The sequence below is a fragment of the Pseudoalteromonas sp. c7(2019) genome (assembly GCF_011378625.1).
GTDB lineage: Bacteria > Pseudomonadota > Gammaproteobacteria > Enterobacterales > Alteromonadaceae > Pseudoalteromonas > Pseudoalteromonas arctica.
The window spans coordinates 93,115-112,867 of sequence record NZ_WTKS01000003.1 but is presented as its reverse complement, the minus strand read 5'-3'; the positions used below and the strand labels follow the sequence as shown (position 1 = coordinate 112,867).

Sequence of the window (19,753 nt, the reverse complement as noted above, 5' to 3'; positions counted from 1 at the left end):
TTATTATTTTGTGTTGTTATAAGCAGTTAGTAACTCTGATTGCTAAAGCAGTTTGCTTTTATGATATTGGTAATTATTTGTTGCGATGGTTTTATTTTTTCCAACGCTAAAAACTCATCAGGCTGATGCGCTTGGTTAATTGAGCCTGGGCCCATTACGATTGTTTCACAACCGAGTTGCTGGATAAACGGCGCTTCAGTGCAATAATTTACCGCGACCGCTTTTTGCCCTGCTATTTTTTCAGCCATTTTAACTAAAGCACTGTCGGTGCTACCACTAAATGCCGGGATTGGTTCATGTAAATCAATAACGCTCACCGCATTTGGATATTGCTGATTTATCTCTTTTGTTGCATCAAGTACTAATGCTTGTAGTTCTTGTACACTTAAACCAGGTAATGGGCGCATATCTATGTGCATTTCACAGCAACCGCAAATTCTATTCGCGTTATCGCCACCATGAATATTACCTAAGTTTAATGTTGGATAAGGAATTTCAAAGTGATTTATTGAATACTTATGCTTTAATTGCTCTTTTAAGATCATCAATTTTGTAATCACTTTATGCATTACTTCAATGGCGTTAAGGCCACGTTCGGGATCTGAGCTATGCCCAGAGCGACCAACCACTCTTATTGCTGTACTCATATGGCCCTTGTGCATAAATACTGGCGTCATATCAGTAGGTTCGCCAATTATACAGCGTGCAGGTTTTAAATTAGGGTGATTACATATTTGCTGTGCACCTGCCATAGTTGTTTCTTCATCGGCAGTGGCGAGTATTAAAATAGGTTGAGTTTGCTGCTTTTCATCAAGTTCACTAATTGCTTGTAATACAAAAGCAAAAAAACCTTTCATATCAATGCTTCCCAGCCCGTACAATTTATTGTCGAGTTCGGTAAGTTTAAACGGATTGTGGTTCCAGCGGCTGTCATCAAAAGGCACTGTGTCGGTATGACCAGCTAGCATTAATCCGCCATCACCTTCTCCGCGTTTTGCTAATAAATTATAGCGCCCTTTACCTCCTTCTAATTCTATAATTTCACACGTAAAACCGAGTGTTTCGCACCACCTCGCAAGGAGTTCAATTACGTTTTTATTGCTCATACACAAGCTGTCTTCAATTGCACTAATAGAAGGGGCTGCAATCAATTGTTGATACATAGAAATAAACGAAGGCAAAGGCATAAAAAAATCCAAAATTATTATTCAATTTAATTGCATAACAATATAAAAGTATTTATGATGAATATCAATTCACTTTTTAAGCATAAATATATTAAAGTAAAGCTATGAAAATAATGCGACGATAATCTACAAATTCATTAAATTAAGTCTTAATTTAGCGTCTTAGCTAGTTTAAGCGAACAACATATATATTTAGCAGTAAATTTTAAAATAACGAGTAATCAATGAATGTAGTTATTATTGGCGCAAGCGGTTATAGCGGCGCAGAGTTAGCAAGCTTAGTTGCTAATCATCCAAACCTTACCTTAACAGGCTGTTATGTATCTGAGGGTAGCTTAGATAAAAATAAATTACTAAGTGATTTATACCCAGAGCACCTTGGCTTACTAGATTGTCCTTTACTTCCTCTTAGTGCATCAGCTTTTGATGACATTCAAAGTGATGCTGATTATGCATGCTTATGTACCGATCACAAAGTAAGTGTTGATTTAGCGCCTCAATTTTTAGCTATGGGTAAAAAAGTATTTGATTTATCTGGTGGCTATCGCCTAGCAAATAATGATGATTACGTTACTTATTATGGTTTTGAGCATCAACACCCAGAGCTTTTAAATGAAGCGGCTTACGGTTTAGCAGAGTGGAACCATGATGCTATCGCTAACGCAAAGCTAATTGCTGTTGCAGGCTGTTACCCAACAGCGGCGCTCAATGCACTTAAACCGCTTAAACAAGCAGGCTTATTGAGCAGCGAAAGTATTATTATTAATGCCGTTTCGGGTGTTACGGGTGCCGGGCGTAAAGCGAGTGTAGGAACACATTTTTGTGAGGTATCGCTTGCACCTTATGGTTTGTTTAACCATCGCCACGGTCCTGAAATTGAACAACACCTTGGCCACAAAGTATTATTTACACCGCATCTAGGTAGCTTTGCGCGCGGTATTTTAGAAACTATTTATGTACAACTTAAGCCTGGCGTTACCAAGGAAAACGTTTCATCTGCTTATCAAGTGCTTGCTAATGAACCATTAATTCGTTTGTTAGGCGATAAAATACCTTCAATTAAAGGTGTTGCTAAGCAACCATTTGTTGATATTGGCTGGCAGCAACAAGGCACGCAGTTAATTGTAATGTCTGCCATTGATAACTTATTAAAAGGCGCTGCTGGACAAGCTTTGCAGTGTATTAATATTTCTATGAATTTAGATCACACTACGGGCTTAAAAGGAGCGTTTTAAATGAGTAAAAAAACGTGGGTTATTAAACTCGGTGGTGCAGTACTTAATACAGAAAATGCAGCAAAAGCGTTATTTGACGTGCTAAGCGAGCAAAAAAATGATGAGTTTGTCATTGTTCATGGCGGTGGTTCTTTAGTAGATACATGGCTAAAGCAAGCGGGTTTTGCTAGTGCTAAACACCAAGGTTTACGTATTAGTCCAGCAGAGCAAATGCCTTATATAGTGGGTGCGCTTGCAGGTTGCGCTAATAAACAATTAATGACTCAAGCTATAAGCGCAGGGCATAAGCCTGTCGGCTTAAGTCTTTTTGAGGCGGGTGTGACTGCAACCCAAAAATTAAAAGCGCTTTGCTTAGTGGGTAAATGCACAAGTAACGACGATTCTATCATCAATGATTTACTTAGAATTTCTCGTTTACCTATTGTTAGCTCTATCGGCTTTGATGAACAAGGCTTGTGGTACAACGTAAATGCAGATGAAGCTGCAGCGGCTATTGCCAGTAATTTAAATGCAGAACTAATTTTTATGACGGATGTAGAAGCGGTACTTGACGCAAATAAACAACCGTTACATCAACTTGACACAAAACACATTGATACTTTAATTACAGATGGAGTAATTGTGGGCGGGATGGAGGTCAAAGTTAAGACCAGCCTTCACGCTGCCCAACATTTACGACGCGGTGTGTATATTTCCAGCTGGCAAAAGCCAGAAAATTTAACTGCTCTGCTGCAAGGCAAGCATGTCGGAACAAAGATTACACCATAGGTTTATTATGTTTGAGAATTTTTTAACGGGTTTAGAGTTAGACAAAGAAGGCGCACTTAATTTATTAAAGTTAGCGCAAGATATAAAAGCAAAGCCAGAAAAATACAGCCAAGTATTATCGGGTAAATCAATCGTAACATTGTTTGAAAAGCAAAGCTTACGTACACGTTTATCGTTTGATATAGGTATTAATCGCCTTGGTGGTCATGCTGTTTATTTAGATCAGCAAAATGGCGCTATGGGTGCACGTGAATCAATTAAAGATTTTGCACTTAATATTTCTACTTGGGCCGACGGTATTGTGGCGCGTGTAAATCAGCACAGCACATTAACCACGTTAGGTGAATATTCATCGGTACCTGTGGTAAATAGCTTGTGTGACTTGTACCACCCTTGCCAAGCGCTTGCTGATTTTTTAACACTTCAAGAAGTACATGGCGATGTGAGTCAGCTTAAAGTAGCTTACTTAGGTGAGGGAAACAATGTAACTCATTCATTAATGCTTTTAGCGGCAACGCTTGGTACTGACTTTGTTGCTGTAACACCAAAAGGGTGTTCGCCAGATTCACAAATACTTAAAAAAGCAGAGCAAATTGCAGCAATGAATGGCGCATCAGTCATGGTGAGCGATAGAGTTGAAGCTGCAGTTGGTGCAAACGTTGTATATGCAGATACATGGGTATCAATGGGTGATACAACGCCGCTTGAGCAAGTAAAAGAAAAATACATGCCTTATCAATTAAACCAGGCATTGCTAGATCAAACAGGTGCGACTACGGTATTACATTGCCAACCGGCACACCGTGAATTTGAAATTACCTCTGAGGTAATGGATGGTCCAGCATCAAAAATCATTCAACAAGCAGAGAATCGCATGCATGCGCAAAATGCTCTGCTAGTTACATTACTAAATCCAAATTTTGTTAAGGAACACCTATGAGTTCAATTAAAAAAGTCGTTTTAGCCTATTCTGGTGGTCTTGATACGTCGGCTATCGTGCCATGGTTAAAAGAAAACTACGGCTGTGAAGTAATCGCGTTTGTTGCCGATGTAGGTCAAGGCGCTGAAGAACTTGAAGGCGTAGAAGCTAAAGCAATTGCCTCTGGTGCATCTGAATGTTACGTAGTTGACTTAAAAGATGAAATGGTAAGTGATTACATTTACCCAACGCTTAAAACGGGCTCAATTTACGAAGGTACTTATTTATTAGGTACTTCTATGGCGCGCCCAATTATTGCTAAAGCACAAGTTGAAATTGCACGTAAAGTAGGTGCTGATGCACTTTCTCATGGTTGTACTGGTAAAGGTAATGACCAAGTTCGTTTTGAATCATGTTTTGCAGCACTAGCCCCTGATTTAAAAGTAATTGCGCCATGGCGTGAGTGGGACTTATCGAGCCGTGAATCATTACTTGATTACTTAGCAGAGCGTGACATTCCGTGTTCAGCATCTGCTACAAAAATTTATAGCCGTGATGCTAACGCTTGGCATATTTCGCATGAAGGTGGTGAGCTTGAAGACCCATGGTGTCAACCAACTGAACAAGTATGGACTTGGACTAATTCTCCAGAGCAAGCTCCAGATAAATCAGAACTAGTAACATTAAAAGTTGTTGAAGGCGAAGTGGTTGCTGTAAATGGCATAGAACTTAAACCTTACGATTGTTTAGTTAAATTAAACGATATTGCATCGCCTCATGGTGTTGGACGTGTTGATATTGTAGAAAATCGTTTAGTTGGCATGAAGTCACGCGGTTGTTATGAAACGCCAGGCGGCACAGTCATTATGGCTGCGCTTCAAGCCATTGACGAGCTAGTGCTTGATAAAGCAAGCCGTAAGTGGAAAGAAGTACTCGGTGGCGAGTTCTCGCATTTAGTATACGACGGCCGTTGGTTTACGCCTCTTAAAGATTCTATTTTAGCCGGTGCTGAAGCACTTTCTAAAGTGGCAACAGGTGAAGTGGTACTTAAGCTATACAAAGGCCAAGTAACTGCAGTTCAAAAGCAGTCACCAAATAGCTTATACAGCGAAGCATTTGCTACATTTGGCGAAGATGATGTGTACGACCAATCACACGCTGAAGGCTTTATTCGTTTATTCTCGCTTTCAAGCAGAATTTCAGCACTCGCTAAAAAGTAATTTATTACGCCCCTTATAAAAGGGGCACTACAGGGTTTGGAGAGATTTCATGGCATTATGGGGCGGACGTTTTTCTACGGGTCCAGATGAGGCGTTTAAGCAATTTAACGACTCTCTTCCCTTTGACTACCAGTTAGCAGAGCAAGATATTATTGGCTCTGTGGCATGGGCTGGTGCACTTGAACAGGTAAGTGTACTTTCAAGTGACGAGCACACAAGATTAGTGGCTGCATTAAATGAGCTGCTTGAAGAAGTTAAAGCAGATCCACAAGCGGTAGCTACTTCAGGTGCAGAGGATATTCATTCACATGTTGAAGCAGCTCTAATTGAAAAAGTAGGTGATTTAGCTAAAAAATTACATACAGGCCGAAGCCGTAATGACCAAGTTGCCACCGACTTTAGATTATGGTGCCGTGATACGGCTGACCATTTACTAGATGCTATTGCACAGCTTAAAGGCGAGTTTGTAGCGCTTGCAGAGCGAGAGCTTGGCACAATATTACCAGGTTACACGCACTTACAGCGCGCACAACCAGTATTGTTTAGCCACTGGTGTATGGCGTATGTAGAGATGCTAGAGCGTGATGAAAGCCGCCTGCAAGATGCTAAAGCGCGCATGAATTTTTGCCCATTAGGCAGTGGTGCATTAGCAGGTACAGCTTATCCGATTGATCGCCAAGCATTAGCACACGGATTAGGTTTTACAGCGGCTACAAAAAATAGCCTTGATGGCGTATCTGATCGTGATTTTGTGTTAGATCTTTTAAGTTGTGCGTCTATTTCGATGATTCACTTATCTCGTATGTCAGAGGATTTGATTTTTTATAATTCGGGTGAAGCCGGATTTATAGAGCTTGCTGATAACGTAACATCAGGCTCATCGCTCATGCCTCAGAAAAAAAACCCTGATGCACTCGAGCTTATTCGCGGTAAAACCGGACGTGTGTTTGGTGCATTTAGCGCTATGATGATGACGTTAAAAGCGCTGCCACTTGCATACAATAAAGATATGCAAGAAGACAAAGAAGGCCTGTTCGACGCTATGCCAACATGGCTTGCATGTATTCATATGGCGCAAGCATGTATTAAAGGCGTTAAAGTAAACGGTGATAAGACACTTGCTGCAGCAAAAGGAGGGCATGCAAACGCCACCGAACTTGCTGATTACTTAGTTGCTAAAGGTGTGCCATTTAGGGAAGGGCATCACATTGTAGGTGTACTTGTACAGCTTGCGATTAGCGAAGGTAAAACGCTTGAAGAGCTATCGCTTGAGCAGTACAAATCAGTAAACACTGTATTTGAAGACGATGTTTACCCAGTACTTGAAATTGATGCGTGTATAAAAGCACGTAAAGCCCTTGGTGGGACGTCTATTGAACAAGTAACGAATGCTGTTAAAGAAGCCAAAAAAAAACAGCAAATAACGGTACGTGATGCAAATTTAGATGATGTAGAAGCAATTGCCACGCTTATACAGCATTGGGCAACGGTAGGTGAAAATCTGCCTCGTGCAAAAAGTGATATGGTGCACTCTATTAACGAGTTTGCAGTAACAGAAATAAATGGAAAAGTGTCGGGCTGTGCGTCGTTATACATTTACGATACCGGCCTTGCTGAAATACGCTCATTGGGTATAGACCCAAAAAGTAAAGTGTCGGGGCAGGGTAGACAGCTTGTAGATCATCTACTTACTAAAGCCAAAAAATTGGCACTTAACCGAGTTATTGTATTAACACGCGTACCAGATTTTTTTGAACAACAACGTTTTACTTTTTGTAGCAAAGACTCTTTGCCTGAAAAAGTAATGAAAGATTGTGAACTTTGCCTTCGTAAAGAAAATTGTGACGAAGTAGCAATGGAATATATTTTGAAGCTAAGTACACGTGCGGAGATCCCGTGTAAATACGTAGCTTAAACTCCCTGGATACAAAAAACGTACGGTTATCCCTGTGCGTTTTTTTATGTTTGCAGTAAACTGGTCGGAGCTGTTTGGTTTGATTATATAAGTATGTTTTAAGTGAGTTTTAAGGTGTCAAAAAAAGTTGGCACATTGGTTGCTTTATATAAGGTAGATAGCAAAATAGCTATCACTACTTTAAACAGGTGATGCATTTATCTACATAATAATGTGGTTAAAAGTTGCACCAAATATAATTAAAACTTTTACAAGGATCAATCACATGCAAGTTTCAGCTAATAGCCAATTACAAATGCAAGCATACAACAAAACACAACAATTAAAGCCTGCAATGGAACAAACTGCTAGCCCTAAAACCCTGCAATCTGATACAGTGAGCTTTTCTCAAGAGGCTATTGCTGCAGCTGGTGCAGAATTACAGCGCGGTGGTGGTATGATACCTATAAAACCTAAGTGATTAATTAAGGTTATAAATGTTTTTAACTGAGTTTTTTGGCTTTTTTTCGCTTTCTGCATTTACAATGTGGGGGTTTTTAATGGCATTTTTTTTCAATGTCTTTGTTTACTCCCTAAATGTGAAAAGAGATACAAACCTATTATTCAGTTCGTTTGTAATGATGGTTTCTTATACACTATCAGATTACTTCTTTACATGGCTGTCGATAAAAACTACAGTATATTTGGATTGGGCAATATATGATGTTCTAACTATTCTAATTCTTTCTGTGAGCCTAGCCTGTAAGAAAAAAACCTCCGTTTCATTCATATACTTGACCGTAGGACTATCAATAAATTTAACTTTTTTTCTTTTGATGTATTTTGATTTATATGTACATCAAAACAAAGAACGGTGGTTATTATGGGACATTTACGCAGTTTCAGTTAATATTATAGACGTAATAATGATAGTCGCATTAATTGTTGATAGAGACTTCCTCGGTCTTCATAAATTAAAGAACAAAATCCTCAGCTACTTCAAGTCAAACGATACCCATAAAGTAACCTAGTTTAAAATGTACTTAACTGGTGCTTTTCTGGATTATATAAATGCTTTTACACAATGGGGCTTTTTAATGGCCTTTTTGTACTGCTTAGTATCTAGTGTCAATATTAAAAATAAATCCCTTCTCATTACATCAAGCATTATGTTGTGTTCATATTTTTTAAGTGGATACTTTACTATATTGAATGCTCCTTATTTAGATTGGATTTTATATGATTTTCTTACCATAGTAGCGATACTCTTTTTTATAAAAATTGACTTTATTAAATGTTGCCCAAGTGCCAATTTTATTCTGATAGGTTTAGTCATTAATAGCCTCCTCGCATCAGTAATGCATTACGATCTATATATTCTTTACCACTTAGATGAGTGGTGGTATTGGAGTTTTTATTCTGTTGGGAGTACTTTAATAGATGTATTGATGATGCTCTCGCTAATACTTAATAAAAATCTTATAAAAATGTCGCCTTTAAAAATTATTAATTTGAATAAAAAAAATCTTAATAATAATGAGTGAACTCATAATTAGCCCAACAGTTTCTTTGTACATAGGTGCATTTGTACAATGGGGATTCCTTATGGCCTTTTTGTACTCCCTTGCTCATTCGATTAATAAGCCTAATAAAGAAAGAGTGTATTTGTCTTTGGTTATGAGTATTTCATATTCATTTAGTATATTTACAAATCTGGATACGGTAACTTATCTAGATTTTTTGTTTTCCGATATTTTAACTCTCCTAGTTATTATTTCCCTTAGGCGGCTCTGGCATGATGGTATTACCTATCTATATATCATTACTGGTTTAGCTATAAACTCAACTCTACATTTTCTCATGCATTACGACATCTATATATCAAATAATACAAGCTACTGGTGGCTTTGGAATGCTTACGCAATAGGGGTCAACGCTGCTGATTTCATAATGGTAGCTATATTTTTTATAAACAAAGATTTTTTATACTTGATGAAATTTAGAAATGGTTTGATTGCGAGTTTGAAGAGGATAGTTAGTGTCTGACATACTGTGGGATCTGGTAGCGATTAGAGATTATGTAGGTATTTTTATTACATGGTTCTTTGTAATTGCATTTCTTTATAATTTATCAGCAAGCATAAATAGTCCCTATAAAAATACAATGTACCTTTCTGGTATTATGATGATTTCGTATACCTTAAGTACACTGTTCGATATGGTTATAGTGTCTCACTTAAACTATTTTTACTTCGATATTGTAACTCTAATTATTATTTTTACGTTTAGGTACTACAGCCGAAGCCCAATTCCTAACGCATTTTATTATCTTGTATTTGGTCTGAGTATTAATGCATCTTTATTTTTAGCTATGCATTACGATATAGAGATTCTAGGTACTCTATATTATTGGTGGTTTTGGAACGTTTATGTATTTGGTATGTACTTTACAGATTTGATAATGCCATTAGCGCTTATCTTTAACAAAGATTTTTTAGGTCTAGTTAAGCTTACTAAATTTTTAACTGAAAAATTTAAAAGGTCACGCAATGCATGATTTTTTATGGCAGCTGGCTAGTTTATACGACTATATAACTATTTTTACTACATGGTCTTTTGTACTCGCTTTTTTATATAATTTGTCTGCAAGCATTAACAAGTCTGACAAAAGCTGCACACAACTTGCATTCATTATGATGGTATCTTACACCTCAAGTATTTTTATGGATCCCTTGAGCAACACACCCCATTTGACCCTTTTTATATTTGATATCGTAACTATGTTTTTTCTGATTATATGGCTGATATACTTTAGTAAAAACCTCCCCGTAGCCTTTTATTATCTTTTAGTTGGACTTAGCTTTAACGCATTTGTTTTTTTTGGAATGCACTACGACAGTATTGTTTTAGGAAATTTGGATTACTGGTGGTTTTGGGCCTTATATGTAATAGGGCAAATAATTTCTGATTTAACGATGCTTTTAGTTCTCCTAATTAATAAAGACTTTTTAGGTTTGGTTGCATTAAAACGGTATTTACTTAATCGTATAAAAAACACCCATCAAAAGGTTGAATAAAATGGAGGAGCTATTTTGGCAATTAAATTCAGTTAACGAATATTTTGGAATATTTATTACATGGCTTTTTGTTTTTTCTTTTTTGTTCACTCTATCAGCGGCTATTAATAAGCAAGATAAAAGCCGAGTTCACCTTTGCTTTATTATGATGGCTTCGTATACATTTAGTTTGTTTATGGACATAACTACTGCGGCTCCGCATTTAAAGTTGTTTATATTTGATGTACTAACAATTGCCGTTATTTTTATGTGGCGTATTTTTTTAGGACGTAAAATACCGTACGGATTTTATTATCTTATTGTAGGGCTTGCTATCAATGCCTCACTGTTTATGGGGATGTACATTGATAATACTCTTTATGGCAATTGGGATTTTTGGTGGTTGTGGATGCTGTATGGTTTTCTTATGCCTATTATTGATATCACTATGGCGCTAATACTAATTATCAATAAAGATTTGCTAAAACTTGTTTGGTTAATTAAAAAATTAAAATCATCTATACAAAAGCCGAATTAGCGCATACAAGTTATGCGCTAATTCGGGAAGTGTTATTGGGCACCACAGCCCAATTTAGTTTTTAGCGCTTTAACAATTACCGGGTCTACAAACTCGCTTACATCACCATTGTGGCGAGCTACTTCTTTAACGAGTGTTGATGAAATAAATGAATTTCGCTCTGCGGGTGTTAAAAATACACTTTCTAAGTCGGGGTTCAGGCGGCGGTTCATGTTAGCTAATTGAAATTCATAGTCAAAATCAGATACAGCTCTAATACCGCGAATAAGCACATTAGCATTGTGATCGCGTGCAAGATCAGCCAATAAACCAGAAAAACCAATCACCTTAACATTATCTATGTGGCTTAAAATAGAGTTTGCAAGCTCAACACGTTCTTCAAGGTTAAAGCAGGGTTTTTTACTTGGGTTATTAGCAACCGCAACTAATACAGTATCAAACATTTTAGCTGCACGTTGAATAAGGTCTGTGTGCCCATTAGTTAGTGGATCAAAGGTGCCAGGGTAAATTGCAATAACTTTCATAATGTTCACTATTTATTATTTTAGCGCTAGTTTAACAGTGTTTATGCCACAAAGCAGCCTAGCTAAAAAACCATATAAACACTTATTTTCTTTAAACAGGTCAGTCCATGGTGGGAGTGTTTTAATGATTCATATTTGTTTATACTGTTTACCACTTTTGAGTGTAATGTAGCCTATAGATAATTTGAGTATTAGCATATGAATACCAAGGATAAAATAATACACACCAGTATTTTGTTGTTTAACGAAAATGGTGAGCGTGCAATAACGACAAATCATATTGCATCAAACTTAGGGATGAGCCCGGGTAATCTTTATTATCATTTTAAAAATAAAGAAGACATTATCCGTCATATTTTTGCGTTGTATCGCGATCATTTAAATACTCACTTTAAACCAATAAATAAAGATGATGATGCATTTAATCATTTAACGGCTTACCTAGATTCGTTATTTGAGCTGATGTGGCGCTATCATTTTTTTTACGACAATCTCGGTGATATTCTCTCTAGAGATGCTGATTTAAAACAAGCTTATATTGATTTTCAACTCGAATTACTAGAGCAAGTTCGTAAAATTATTTTAGGACTTCGCGACAGTGAAATGATTGCTATTGATGAGCAGGATGTCATTGATTTAGCACATACACTAAAGTTAACGGTTAGTTTTTGGACGCCTTATATTAAAGCCCGTAGGCCAAGCGGTACGCTTGCTGAGCAAGATATATATCATGGTATTTTAAAAGTACTTACATTATTTAGAGCGTACAGTACCGATAAAAGCATTGATAAAATGAACCTGCTACGTGAAAAATATACTGAATTAGCGCAACAAGCCTTAGGGCCTGTTGACCTTTCAGGATTAAAATTTGTTCAATCTAGGGGCGATTAAATCACGACGCGAGGTTTGTAACCTAGTGGGCTAAGTAAAAACCAAGCAACAAAGAGTTAATCGCCCCTAGGCTAAACCCTTTGGGCAGCGCTTGTTTGGTATTTATGCTACGTTATCGCCTATTTATGGGGAATAACCACACTACATAGGCTCTGCCTTGCCTAAATACCAAACACACTGCTGCAAATTTAACCTCGAAAGATAAACAGGCCCTAGCTGTAGTTTAATCGATAGTAATAGGCTGTTTCCTAGGCGCTGAATTTTTTGCTATAATCCCGCGCCAAATGCCTGGGAGCGCGAATTCCCGCAGTCTAAGAGTGAACTATGCTTAAATTTATCGTCAAACTACATCCTGAAATAGCCATTAAAAGCCGTTCAGTCCGTAAACGCTTTACTAAAGTGTTAGAAAATAACATTAAAATTGTATTGCGCCGTGTTGACGAAAAAGTACAAGTAAGAAATAACTGGGATAACATTTCAGTTGTTACAAAACTTGAAGACGCGCAAGTTCGCCTTGATTTTATCGATAGCCTTAAACGCATCCCTGGCATTGTTCAATTTATTGAAGTAACCGAAACACAATTCGAAACTCTTGATGATATTTATCAAAAAACCATCGCTTTAGTTGGTCATACTATTGTGGGTAAAACCTTTTGTGTTCGTGCTAAGCGCATAGGGCAACACGATTTTACCTCAACTGATTTAGAGCGTTATGTTGGTGGTGGATTAAATCAACATATTGAAGGCGCAAGCGTAAAGCTTAGCCGCCCAGAAGTAACAATACGCCTAGAAGTAAAAGACGATAAAGCTTACATTGTTTCTCATACACATTTTGGTATGGCTGGTTTTCCTCTGCCAACTCAAGAAGATGTGCTTTCGCTGATGTCTGGTGGTTTTGACTCTGGCGTAGCAAGTTACCAAATGATTCGAAAAGGCGCACGCACGCACTTTTTATTCTTTAATCTAGGTGGCGCAGCGCACGAAATTGGCGTTAAGCAAGCAAGCTACTACTTATGGAAAAAATATAGCTCTACACATAAAGTTAAATTTGTAACGGTTGATTTTGAACCTGTTGTTGCTGAAATTTTAGAAAACGTTGAAAACAGCCAAATGGGTGTTGTACTTAAACGTATGATGATGCGCGCAGGGAGTGTGGTTGCGCAAAAGTTAAACATTCAGGCACTTGTTACTGGCGAAAGTATTGGCCAAGTATCTAGTCAAACATTAGCGAATTTAAGCGTGATTGACCGTGTTACTGAAACGCTTATTTTACGCCCGCTTATTCAACACGATAAGCAAGAAATTATTAATATTGCTCGTCAAATTGGTACGGCCGAAATGGCAGAAACAATGCCTGAATACTGTGGTGTTATTTCTAAAAAGCCAACGGTTAAAGCCAAAATAGACGTTATTCTTGGTGAAGAAGAAAAGTTCGACTTTGATGTACTTGATACCGTTGTAAACAACGCACGTATAATGGACGTGCGTGATATTGACGTAGAAGCCAAACAAGAACTTAAAGAAGCTGAATCGGTTGCTGATTTGCCTGTAGGCTCTGTGGTAGTTGATATTCGCTCACCAGAGGAAGAAGAAGCTGCACCGCTTGCAATCGACGGTGTTGAAGTGGTTCATTTACCGTTCTTCCGTCTGGCGACTAAGTTTGGTGATTTACCAAAAGACACTGACTACTATTTATATTGTGATAGAGGCGTAATGAGCCAACTACAGGCACTTATGCTGCACGAACAAGGCTTTGAAACTGTAAAAGTTTACCGCCCATAAGGTTTGTCGTCTTAAAGTTAAGAATTAATATAAGCGTGGTTTATACCACGCTTTTTTTTGCCTGAATTTTGACTAACAACTCATCGTTGTAAGGCGTTGGAATACTGTGAAGTTTACCTTGTTGGCTAATATAGCCACATATAGCTGATATTTCAGTTTCTCTATTGTGAGCTATATCTTGCTGCATTGATGAGTAATTATTTGCGGTTAACTCCATTATTTTATAAGCGGTATTGAGAGCTTTAATTAATGGGATATTAAGCCCTTGAGCCTTTGCTATATTGCATGCTTCAGTGAGTGCATTAAAAATTATAGCGTTGTACTTAGGTGCGCGTAACTCACCATTTTTTACATTACTTAAAGCGCTTAATGGGTTAATGGCAATATTTACGAGTAGTTTTTCAAAACGAAGCTGCTGAATGTTATTAGTAAACTTGAGGCTGGGTATTACTTTAAAAATATCAGCTATTGGCGCGCTATTTTGAAAAGCTAATTCATTACAAGCACCAATAACACTTTGTCCCTCACCAGTGTGCTGCACAATGTATTGGTTTGATTTAAAGCCCGCTATGCTTGTCGTTAAAAAGTAGAGTGCTTGGTGAGTGCTTAGCTGGCTATTTACCTCATCAACATTACCCATTCCGTTATGCGAAAGTACAACAGAGCAATGATTTGGTAAAAACGGCTTTATTTGCGTAAATGCATCAAGTACTTGAAAGGCTTTAACGGTAAATAAAACAACATCAAATTCAGCCGCTTTATTTAGCTGATTTAATGCAATAAATTGTGCGTCAATTTTTTTAGATGCACCCTTACCTCGACTATAAAAGCGGGTATTTGTTGGGCTTTTGCGAGTTAAAACACTGACATTATGCGACGCACTTAGAAAATGACTAAGTAACAAGCCAATAGCACCATCGCCGACAATTAAAATATTAGCCATATGGGTTCTTTTTTCGAGGTGTAAAAATTACTCTAAGTAAAAAGTAGCTTGCGGCACCTGCAAAATCAGCAAAAAAATCACCGAGTGATGCTTGCCTATATGGAAGTGCGTCTTGCATTATTTCTATAGAGGCGCCATAACCTGCCAATAAAAGTATTTGCGCATATAAAGGAAGCTTAAACGCTTTATCCATTATTATGGCTAGTATAAAAAAAATCCCAAAATGGGCGACTTTATCAACATGAGGAAATAAATTTACAACGCCACCTTTTATTTCTTTGGCAAATAAAAAGGTAAAAGCTACTATGCTGATTAAAAAAATTGCTTGATAAACACGCCTTGTCACGACAAATCCTAAAATCGCTTAAAAAAGAGGCGCAAGTATATCAAACTAATTTAATATCGCACCTGAACAAGATGCAGAAAAATGTAAAGATTTATAATTTTAGCGTTATAATTGCCACATAAAATTAAGATTAAATAGTTAGGAGCAAACCAATGCCTTCATTTGATATTGTATCTGAAGTAGAAATGAACGAAGCTAAAAACGCAGTTGATAATGCAAATCGTGAGCTAGAGACTCGCTTTGACTTTAGAGGCGTTGATGCATCTATTGAGCTAAATGACAAAACAATTAAGCTTAAAGCTGAAGCAGACTCTCAGGTTATGCAATTATTTGATATTTTAGCTAACAAAATATCTAAGCGTGGTATGGATGTATCAAGCTTAGAGCTTCAAGATATTACCCGTGCAGGTAAAAATGTATTTCGTAACGTTGGCTTAAAGCAAGGTATCGAAAAGGACATGGCTAAAAAAGTAGTTAAAGCCATTAAAGACTCTAAAGTTAAAGTTCAAGCTGCTATCCAAGGCGAAGAAGTACGTGTAACGGGTAAAAAACGTGACGATCTTCAAGAGGCTATGCAAGTAGTGCGCAGTGCTGAGCTAGGTCAGCCTTTTCAGTTTAAAAATTTCCGCGATTAATTAATAAATAGTTTTAAATTAAGCATGCTTTAATCTGTTTATACTTACAGACAGATTGAAGCTACTTACTCTTTTTAAATATCTCACTATTATCCCTCTTTATTGCCTAGATACTCCCGTATGTATTAATCTCCTTTTTGATATTTAAGCTATTATATTTAATCACATGCAATTAAGTACTTCACACTAGAAGGTATTAAAATGAAACGTCATCAATTATTTTTGTTATTTGTTTTGCTTACATTTACCAAACCAAGCTTATCAAAAACAGTTGATATTGATGTACTGGTTGAAGATGGCTACTTTCCCATTATTATTAATGCGCAAAAAAAACAGGGTTTTGCTCCTGAGTTTATTAAGATTTTAAACGGCGCACAGCAGGAGTTTAACTTCGTACTTGAGTCTCTACCTGTAAAAAGGCTTGCTTTGTCAGTTGAAAAAAATAATTTTGATGTTTTATTTTTAATGGCACTGCAATGGATCCCACAATCAGCGCAAGAGAATATTAAAAAAACCGAATTTTATACCATTACCAAAAATGAGCTTTATACGCTTAAAGAAAATACAAATGAGCAAGCTTACTTTGACGACATTACGTCATTAACAAAGGTTGGGGTATTGGGGTACTCGTATCAATTTGCTGGATTTAATACCGATGCCGAATTTTTAAGTGAGGAACATCAGGTAAGTTTAACCATTGATGAATTCAATGTGGTTAAAATGCTGCTATTAAAGCGCGCGGAAGTAGGTGTTTTAAATAATATTGCTTACCAATATTTTAAAAATCAAAATACTTTTAATATGGATTTACTCTATAAAAGTAACGTACCAGATGCCGTTTATAAAACGCACTTTTTAGTTAACTCTAAATCAAATAAGATCACTAGTAATAAAATGGATGAAATACTAAGCTTACCTACTGCACAAATACAACTTCAGAAGCTACTTGATAAATATGGAGTTTCTTCAAACTATACTAGCCCCTAACTGCATTTTAAAGGTTTTTAGCTGTATAGACGTCCATTGACATTTGTAAACAAAATACTCACAATAGCGACATATTTTCAAGGTGCTTGCTAGCCACTTCATGTAATGATTTTTTTAGCAGGATAATCGGGAAGTTGGTGCGTTTTCATGATGACTACAAGCCCAACACTGCCCCCGCAACGGTAAAGTATTGCATATTTTGATGTGCTTACTGAGTCCGGAGACCGGCCTTGATGCAATCTTACTTACTTAAATCTTTGCGGTGGGCAAAGGTAGGGGACATCATGTTAAACAAAACAACTTTAGGTGTTGCTATTTCTGCTGCGCTTTCATTTTCTGTGTCTGGCGCAGAGCAATCAATTGAAAAAATAACCGTTACAGCTAATAAATTTGAGCAATCAATCAATGACGTTTTAGCAAGTGTAAATGTTATTGAGCGTGCAGAAATAGACGCAAGCAACGTACGCGATTTACCAACCTTATTAAGCACGCGAGTTGGTTTTCAGGTTAATCCAAACGGTGGTTTTGGCCAAAATACAGGTGTGTCACTTCGTGGTACTGGCTCTGGCGATACGCTAATTTTGATTGACGGTGTACGTACAGGCTCAGCAACACTTGGTCAAAAAGCATTAAATAATGTCCCTTTAAATAGTATTGAACGCATTGAAATTATTAAGGGTTCTCGCGCGGCTGTTTACGGCTCTGATGCACTTGCTGGCGTAATTAACATTATAACGCGTGAATCAGATAACTTATCTGTGAGTGCTACGTTTGGTTCTGATTCTTACCAAAATTATCAAGTGGCAGGCTCTGTAAAATCAGGCGATATAACAACAGCATTTAATGCAGGCTTTGAAAAAACAGATAACTTTGATGTACTGCAAGGCGTAGCACCAGATGAAGATGGCTATGAAAATAAAAATCTTGGTTTTAAAGTAAATTATACTGATGCACACTACGGCGACTTTAAGTTATTAGGTCAATACAGTGAAGGTTTCGCAGATTACGACAGCCGCTTTAGCCCAGCCGACAGTACGATTGAACGAGATGATTTTAAAAACTATCAGCTTTCTGCAGGTTGGAGTAAAAACTACACTAACCAAACGCACAGTATTGATTTAGCGCTAGCAACGGATGATTCAGACAATACATATGTTGATTTTTCAGTTGGACCAACAACAAGTACTTTTATAACTAAACGCACACAAATTGATTATAACGGCCAATACCTATTATCTGATGAGCTTAACATTAGTGGTGGTATCAATTGGTACAACGATGATGTATCTCATAGTTCGCAACTATTTGTTGAAGACAGCCGAGATGTACTTGCTGTGTTTGTAGGTGCTTACTACGATGCAGATAAAGTATTAGCTAATTTAACTGTTCGCCAAGATGACGACGAGCAATTTGGCGACGAAACAACGTATACAGCCGCTGCGGGTTATCATTTATCTGAAAATGCAACATTTCGTATAAGCCAAAGTACTGGCTTTAAAGCCCCTACATTTAACGATTTATATTTCCCACTTTATGGTAACCCTGATTTACAGCCTGAAAAATCAGTAAACCGTGAGTTAGGTTTGAGTGTGGACTTTGATATTGCGCAAGTTGATGTTGCAATTTTTAGAAACGATATAGAAGATAAAATTGATTACGATGCAAACTTTGCATTAGCTAATATTGATGAAGCACGTTATGAAGGGGTTGAATTTAGCTTATCTCAGCAGTTTTTTGGTTTTGATAGCAACCTTAACTTTGCTTATTTGAGTGCAGAAGACGAAGAAACGGGCGCAGAGTTACGTAATGTTGCTAAACGTACTTTTAACTGGGAACTAGCAAAACAGTTTGGTGCTTTTGATGCAAGCTTAGACATGCAATATCGTAGTGACCGACAAGGTGCTGTGACGCGTTTAGGGTCATACACGCTTTGGAACTTAGCGGGTAATTATCAAGTAAATGAACATATTGAAGTTTCGCTTCGTGTAGAAAACTTATTTGATAAAGAGTATAACGCTGTTGATTCAAATACTGATTTTACAACGGGTCAAGTGTATTACTACAACACTCCAGAGCGTCGCTTTTTTGCAGGCGCAAGCTACCAGTTTTAACGGTATTTATTAATATTAAAAAGCCCGACTTATGTCGGGCTTTTTAATGTGTAGCTAAGTTTAACTAATCAATTTAACTAATCAATTTAACTAATCAATTTAACTACTCAAATTAGCTAGTCAGCTAAGAACTCCTTAAATACGGTTTCAAACTTATGTAATTTAGGTGCTATTAAAATACTACAGTAACCCTGCTGTGGGTTTTCGTTATAGTAATCTTGATGATAATGCTCTGCTGGATAATACGTAGTGGCAGGGCTGACTTCTGTCACAATGGGCTCACTCACATGGCTTTGCAGTTGAGCTATCATTTCATTGGTTTGCTTTAGTTGAGCTTCATCGTGATAGTAAACAACGCTTCTGTACTGTGTGCCTATATCGTTACCTTGGCGATTCAATTGTGTAGCATCATGCAAAGTGAAAAACATTGCTAAAAGTGTTTCAAAGCTAACTACAGTAGTATCAAATTCAATTTTAACAACCTCAGCGTGCCCAGTTGTGCCAGAGCATACAGAATTATAGGTTGGGGTGTCGGTTTCGCCACCGGTATAGCCAGAACTCACATCTAATACGCCATTTACACGTCTAAATGCTGCATCTATACACCAAAAACAGCCGCCACCAAATGTTGCTACTTGCGTTGTTGAGCTCATAAGTATTCCTAAAATGTATATGGAGTTTAAAGGCGAGCATAAATTGTATGCGCCGCAACAACAA

19 protein-coding genes and 1 riboswitch are annotated in these 19,753 nt (G+C 37.4%); of the genes, 14 read left to right on the top strand and 5 right to left on the bottom strand.

Annotated elements, in window-relative coordinates; all coding sequences use genetic code 11:
• Positions 1 to 26 precede the first annotated feature (26 nt).
• Positions 27 to 1,187: an acetylornithine deacetylase gene (argE, locus tag GQR38_RS04180; protein ID WP_165721056.1), complete on the bottom strand. Its 1,161-nt coding sequence runs from the start codon at positions 1,185 to 1,187 to the stop codon at positions 27 to 29.
• Between the two features lie 224 nt (positions 1,188 to 1,411).
• Here argE and argC point away from each other — a divergent pair, with 224 nt between their 5' ends.
• The 9 genes from argC to GQR38_RS04135 all read left to right on the top strand — a co-directional run bounded on the left by argC (position 1,412) and on the right by GQR38_RS04135 (position 10,817).
• Positions 1,412 to 2,422, top strand: a complete 1,011-nt coding sequence (argC, locus tag GQR38_RS04175) for an N-acetyl-gamma-glutamyl-phosphate reductase (RefSeq protein WP_165721055.1) — start codon at positions 1,412 to 1,414, stop codon at positions 2,420 to 2,422.
• Complete coding sequence (gene argB, locus GQR38_RS04170) at positions 2,423 to 3,190, top strand: acetylglutamate kinase (RefSeq protein WP_165721054.1); 768 nt, start codon at positions 2,423 to 2,425, stop codon at positions 3,188 to 3,190.
• A 7-nt stretch (positions 3,191 to 3,197) separates the two neighbouring features.
• Positions 3,198 to 4,130 (top strand): ornithine carbamoyltransferase, encoded by a 933-nt coding sequence (locus GQR38_RS04165; RefSeq protein WP_165721053.1) that lies wholly within the window; start codon positions 3,198 to 3,200, stop codon positions 4,128 to 4,130.
• Positions 4,127 to 5,329, top strand: a complete 1,203-nt coding sequence (locus tag GQR38_RS04160) for an argininosuccinate synthase (protein ID WP_165721052.1) — start codon at positions 4,127 to 4,129, stop codon at positions 5,327 to 5,329. Before GQR38_RS04165 ends, GQR38_RS04160 begins: the two co-directional genes overlap by 4 nt.
• A gap of 49 nt (positions 5,330 to 5,378) precedes the next feature.
• Positions 5,379 to 7,244, top strand: coding sequence for an argininosuccinate lyase (argH, locus tag GQR38_RS04155; RefSeq protein ID WP_007581654.1), 1,866 nt, complete (start codon positions 5,379 to 5,381; stop codon positions 7,242 to 7,244).
• Between the two features lie 265 nt (positions 7,245 to 7,509).
• The gene (locus GQR38_RS04150) at positions 7,510 to 7,704 is read left to right on the top strand and encodes a hypothetical protein (protein ID WP_101164309.1); all 195 of its coding nucleotides are present in this window, start codon (positions 7,510 to 7,512) and stop codon (positions 7,702 to 7,704) included.
• Positions 7,705 to 9,261: 1,557 nt separating this feature from the next.
• Positions 9,262 to 9,780: a hypothetical protein gene (locus GQR38_RS04145; protein WP_101164305.1), complete on the top strand. Its 519-nt coding sequence runs from the start codon at positions 9,262 to 9,264 to the stop codon at positions 9,778 to 9,780.
• Positions 9,773 to 10,300, top strand: coding sequence for a hypothetical protein (locus tag GQR38_RS04140; protein WP_101164304.1), 528 nt, complete (start codon positions 9,773 to 9,775; stop codon positions 10,298 to 10,300). Before GQR38_RS04145 ends, GQR38_RS04140 begins: the two co-directional genes overlap by 8 nt.
• Position 10,301: 1 nt before the next feature.
• The gene (locus GQR38_RS04135; protein WP_024590027.1) at positions 10,302 to 10,817 is read left to right on the top strand and encodes a hypothetical protein; all 516 of its coding nucleotides are present in this window, start codon (positions 10,302 to 10,304) and stop codon (positions 10,815 to 10,817) included.
• Positions 10,818 to 10,849: 32 nt separating this feature from the next.
• Here GQR38_RS04135 and coaD read toward each other — a convergent pair whose 3' ends face one another.
• Entirely contained in the window at positions 10,850 to 11,341 is a 492-nt protein-coding gene (gene coaD / locus GQR38_RS04130; RefSeq protein ID WP_024592299.1) for a pantetheine-phosphate adenylyltransferase, read from the bottom strand.
• 198 nt (positions 11,342 to 11,539) lie between these two features.
• Here coaD and GQR38_RS04125 point away from each other — a divergent pair, with 198 nt between their 5' ends.
• Both GQR38_RS04125 and thiI read left to right on the top strand, forming a co-directional pair.
• Positions 11,540 to 12,232 (top strand): TetR/AcrR family transcriptional regulator, encoded by a 693-nt coding sequence (locus tag GQR38_RS04125; RefSeq protein ID WP_024592300.1) that lies wholly within the window; start codon positions 11,540 to 11,542, stop codon positions 12,230 to 12,232.
• Between the two features lie 324 nt (positions 12,233 to 12,556).
• On the top strand, positions 12,557 to 14,014 hold the full coding sequence (gene thiI, locus GQR38_RS04120) for a tRNA uracil 4-sulfurtransferase ThiI (protein ID WP_101164302.1): 1,458 nt from the start codon (positions 12,557 to 12,559) through the stop codon (positions 14,012 to 14,014).
• A 40-nt stretch (positions 14,015 to 14,054) separates the two neighbouring features.
• Here the strand turns inward: thiI and GQR38_RS04115 are convergent, their stop codons facing one another.
• Complete coding sequence (locus GQR38_RS04115; protein ID WP_165721051.1) at positions 14,055 to 14,957, bottom strand: 2-dehydropantoate 2-reductase; 903 nt, start codon at positions 14,955 to 14,957, stop codon at positions 14,055 to 14,057.
• Complete coding sequence (locus tag GQR38_RS04110; RefSeq protein WP_007581666.1) at positions 14,950 to 15,303, bottom strand: VanZ family protein; 354 nt, start codon at positions 15,301 to 15,303, stop codon at positions 14,950 to 14,952. Before GQR38_RS04110 ends, GQR38_RS04115 begins: the two co-directional genes overlap by 8 nt.
• Before the next feature lie 152 nt (positions 15,304 to 15,455).
• Here GQR38_RS04110 and GQR38_RS04105 point away from each other — a divergent pair, with 152 nt between their 5' ends.
• The 3 genes from GQR38_RS04105 (at position 15,456) to GQR38_RS04095 (ending at position 19,036) form a co-directional block, all read left to right on the top strand.
• On the top strand, positions 15,456 to 15,938 hold the full coding sequence (locus tag GQR38_RS04105; protein ID WP_007377833.1) for a YajQ family cyclic di-GMP-binding protein: 483 nt from the start codon (positions 15,456 to 15,458) through the stop codon (positions 15,936 to 15,938).
• Positions 15,939 to 16,139: 201 nt separating this feature from the next.
• On the top strand, positions 16,140 to 16,925 hold the full coding sequence (locus GQR38_RS04100; RefSeq protein ID WP_024609008.1) for a hypothetical protein: 786 nt from the start codon (positions 16,140 to 16,142) through the stop codon (positions 16,923 to 16,925).
• 63 nt (positions 16,926 to 16,988) lie between these two features.
• A riboswitch (cobalamin riboswitch) is annotated at positions 16,989 to 17,173 on the top strand.
• Between the two features lie 36 nt (positions 17,174 to 17,209).
• A complete protein-coding gene (locus GQR38_RS04095) occupies positions 17,210 to 19,036 on the top strand; it encodes a TonB-dependent receptor (RefSeq protein WP_165721050.1) in 1,827 nt (608 codons plus the stop codon).
• A gap of 116 nt (positions 19,037 to 19,152) precedes the next feature.
• On the opposite strand, the gene msrA is transcribed toward GQR38_RS04095, so the two are convergent.
• Entirely contained in the window at positions 19,153 to 19,689 is a 537-nt protein-coding gene (msrA, locus tag GQR38_RS04090; protein ID WP_165721049.1) for a peptide-methionine (S)-S-oxide reductase MsrA, read from the bottom strand.
• Positions 19,690 to 19,753: the final 64 nt, after the last annotated feature.

Bases quoted from the DNA above. Each gene is read 5' to 3' on its own strand.
- argE (WP_165721056.1), bottom strand. From the start codon at position 1,187: ATGCCTTTGCCTTCGTTTATTTCTATGTATCAACAATTGATTGCAGCC.
- argC (WP_165721055.1), top strand. From the start codon at position 1,412: ATGAATGTAGTTATTATTGGCGCAAGCGGTTATAGCGGCGCAGAGTTA.
- argB (WP_165721054.1), top strand. From the start codon at position 2,423: ATGAGTAAAAAAACGTGGGTTATTAAACTCGGTGGTGCAGTACTTAAT.
- GQR38_RS04165 (WP_165721053.1), top strand. From the start codon at position 3,198: ATGTTTGAGAATTTTTTAACGGGTTTAGAGTTAGACAAAGAAGGCGCA.
- GQR38_RS04160 (WP_165721052.1), top strand. From the start codon at position 4,127: ATGAGTTCAATTAAAAAAGTCGTTTTAGCCTATTCTGGTGGTCTTGAT.
- argH (WP_007581654.1), top strand. From the start codon at position 5,379: ATGGCATTATGGGGCGGACGTTTTTCTACGGGTCCAGATGAGGCGTTT.
- GQR38_RS04150 (WP_101164309.1), top strand. From the start codon at position 7,510: ATGCAAGTTTCAGCTAATAGCCAATTACAAATGCAAGCATACAACAAA.
- GQR38_RS04140 (WP_101164304.1), top strand. From the start codon at position 9,773: ATGCATGATTTTTTATGGCAGCTGGCTAGTTTATACGACTATATAACT.
- GQR38_RS04135 (WP_024590027.1), top strand. From the start codon at position 10,302: ATGGAGGAGCTATTTTGGCAATTAAATTCAGTTAACGAATATTTTGGA.
- coaD (WP_024592299.1), bottom strand. From the start codon at position 11,341: ATGAAAGTTATTGCAATTTACCCTGGCACCTTTGATCCACTAACTAAT.
- GQR38_RS04125 (WP_024592300.1), top strand. From the start codon at position 11,540: ATGAATACCAAGGATAAAATAATACACACCAGTATTTTGTTGTTTAAC.
- thiI (WP_101164302.1), top strand. From the start codon at position 12,557: ATGCTTAAATTTATCGTCAAACTACATCCTGAAATAGCCATTAAAAGC.
- GQR38_RS04115 (WP_165721051.1), bottom strand. From the start codon at position 14,957: ATGGCTAATATTTTAATTGTCGGCGATGGTGCTATTGGCTTGTTACTT.
- GQR38_RS04105 (WP_007377833.1), top strand. From the start codon at position 15,456: ATGCCTTCATTTGATATTGTATCTGAAGTAGAAATGAACGAAGCTAAA.
- GQR38_RS04100 (WP_024609008.1), top strand. From the start codon at position 16,140: ATGAAACGTCATCAATTATTTTTGTTATTTGTTTTGCTTACATTTACC.
- GQR38_RS04095 (WP_165721050.1), top strand. From the start codon at position 17,210: ATGTTAAACAAAACAACTTTAGGTGTTGCTATTTCTGCTGCGCTTTCA.
- msrA (WP_165721049.1), bottom strand. From the start codon at position 19,689: ATGAGCTCAACAACGCAAGTAGCAACATTTGGTGGCGGCTGTTTTTGG.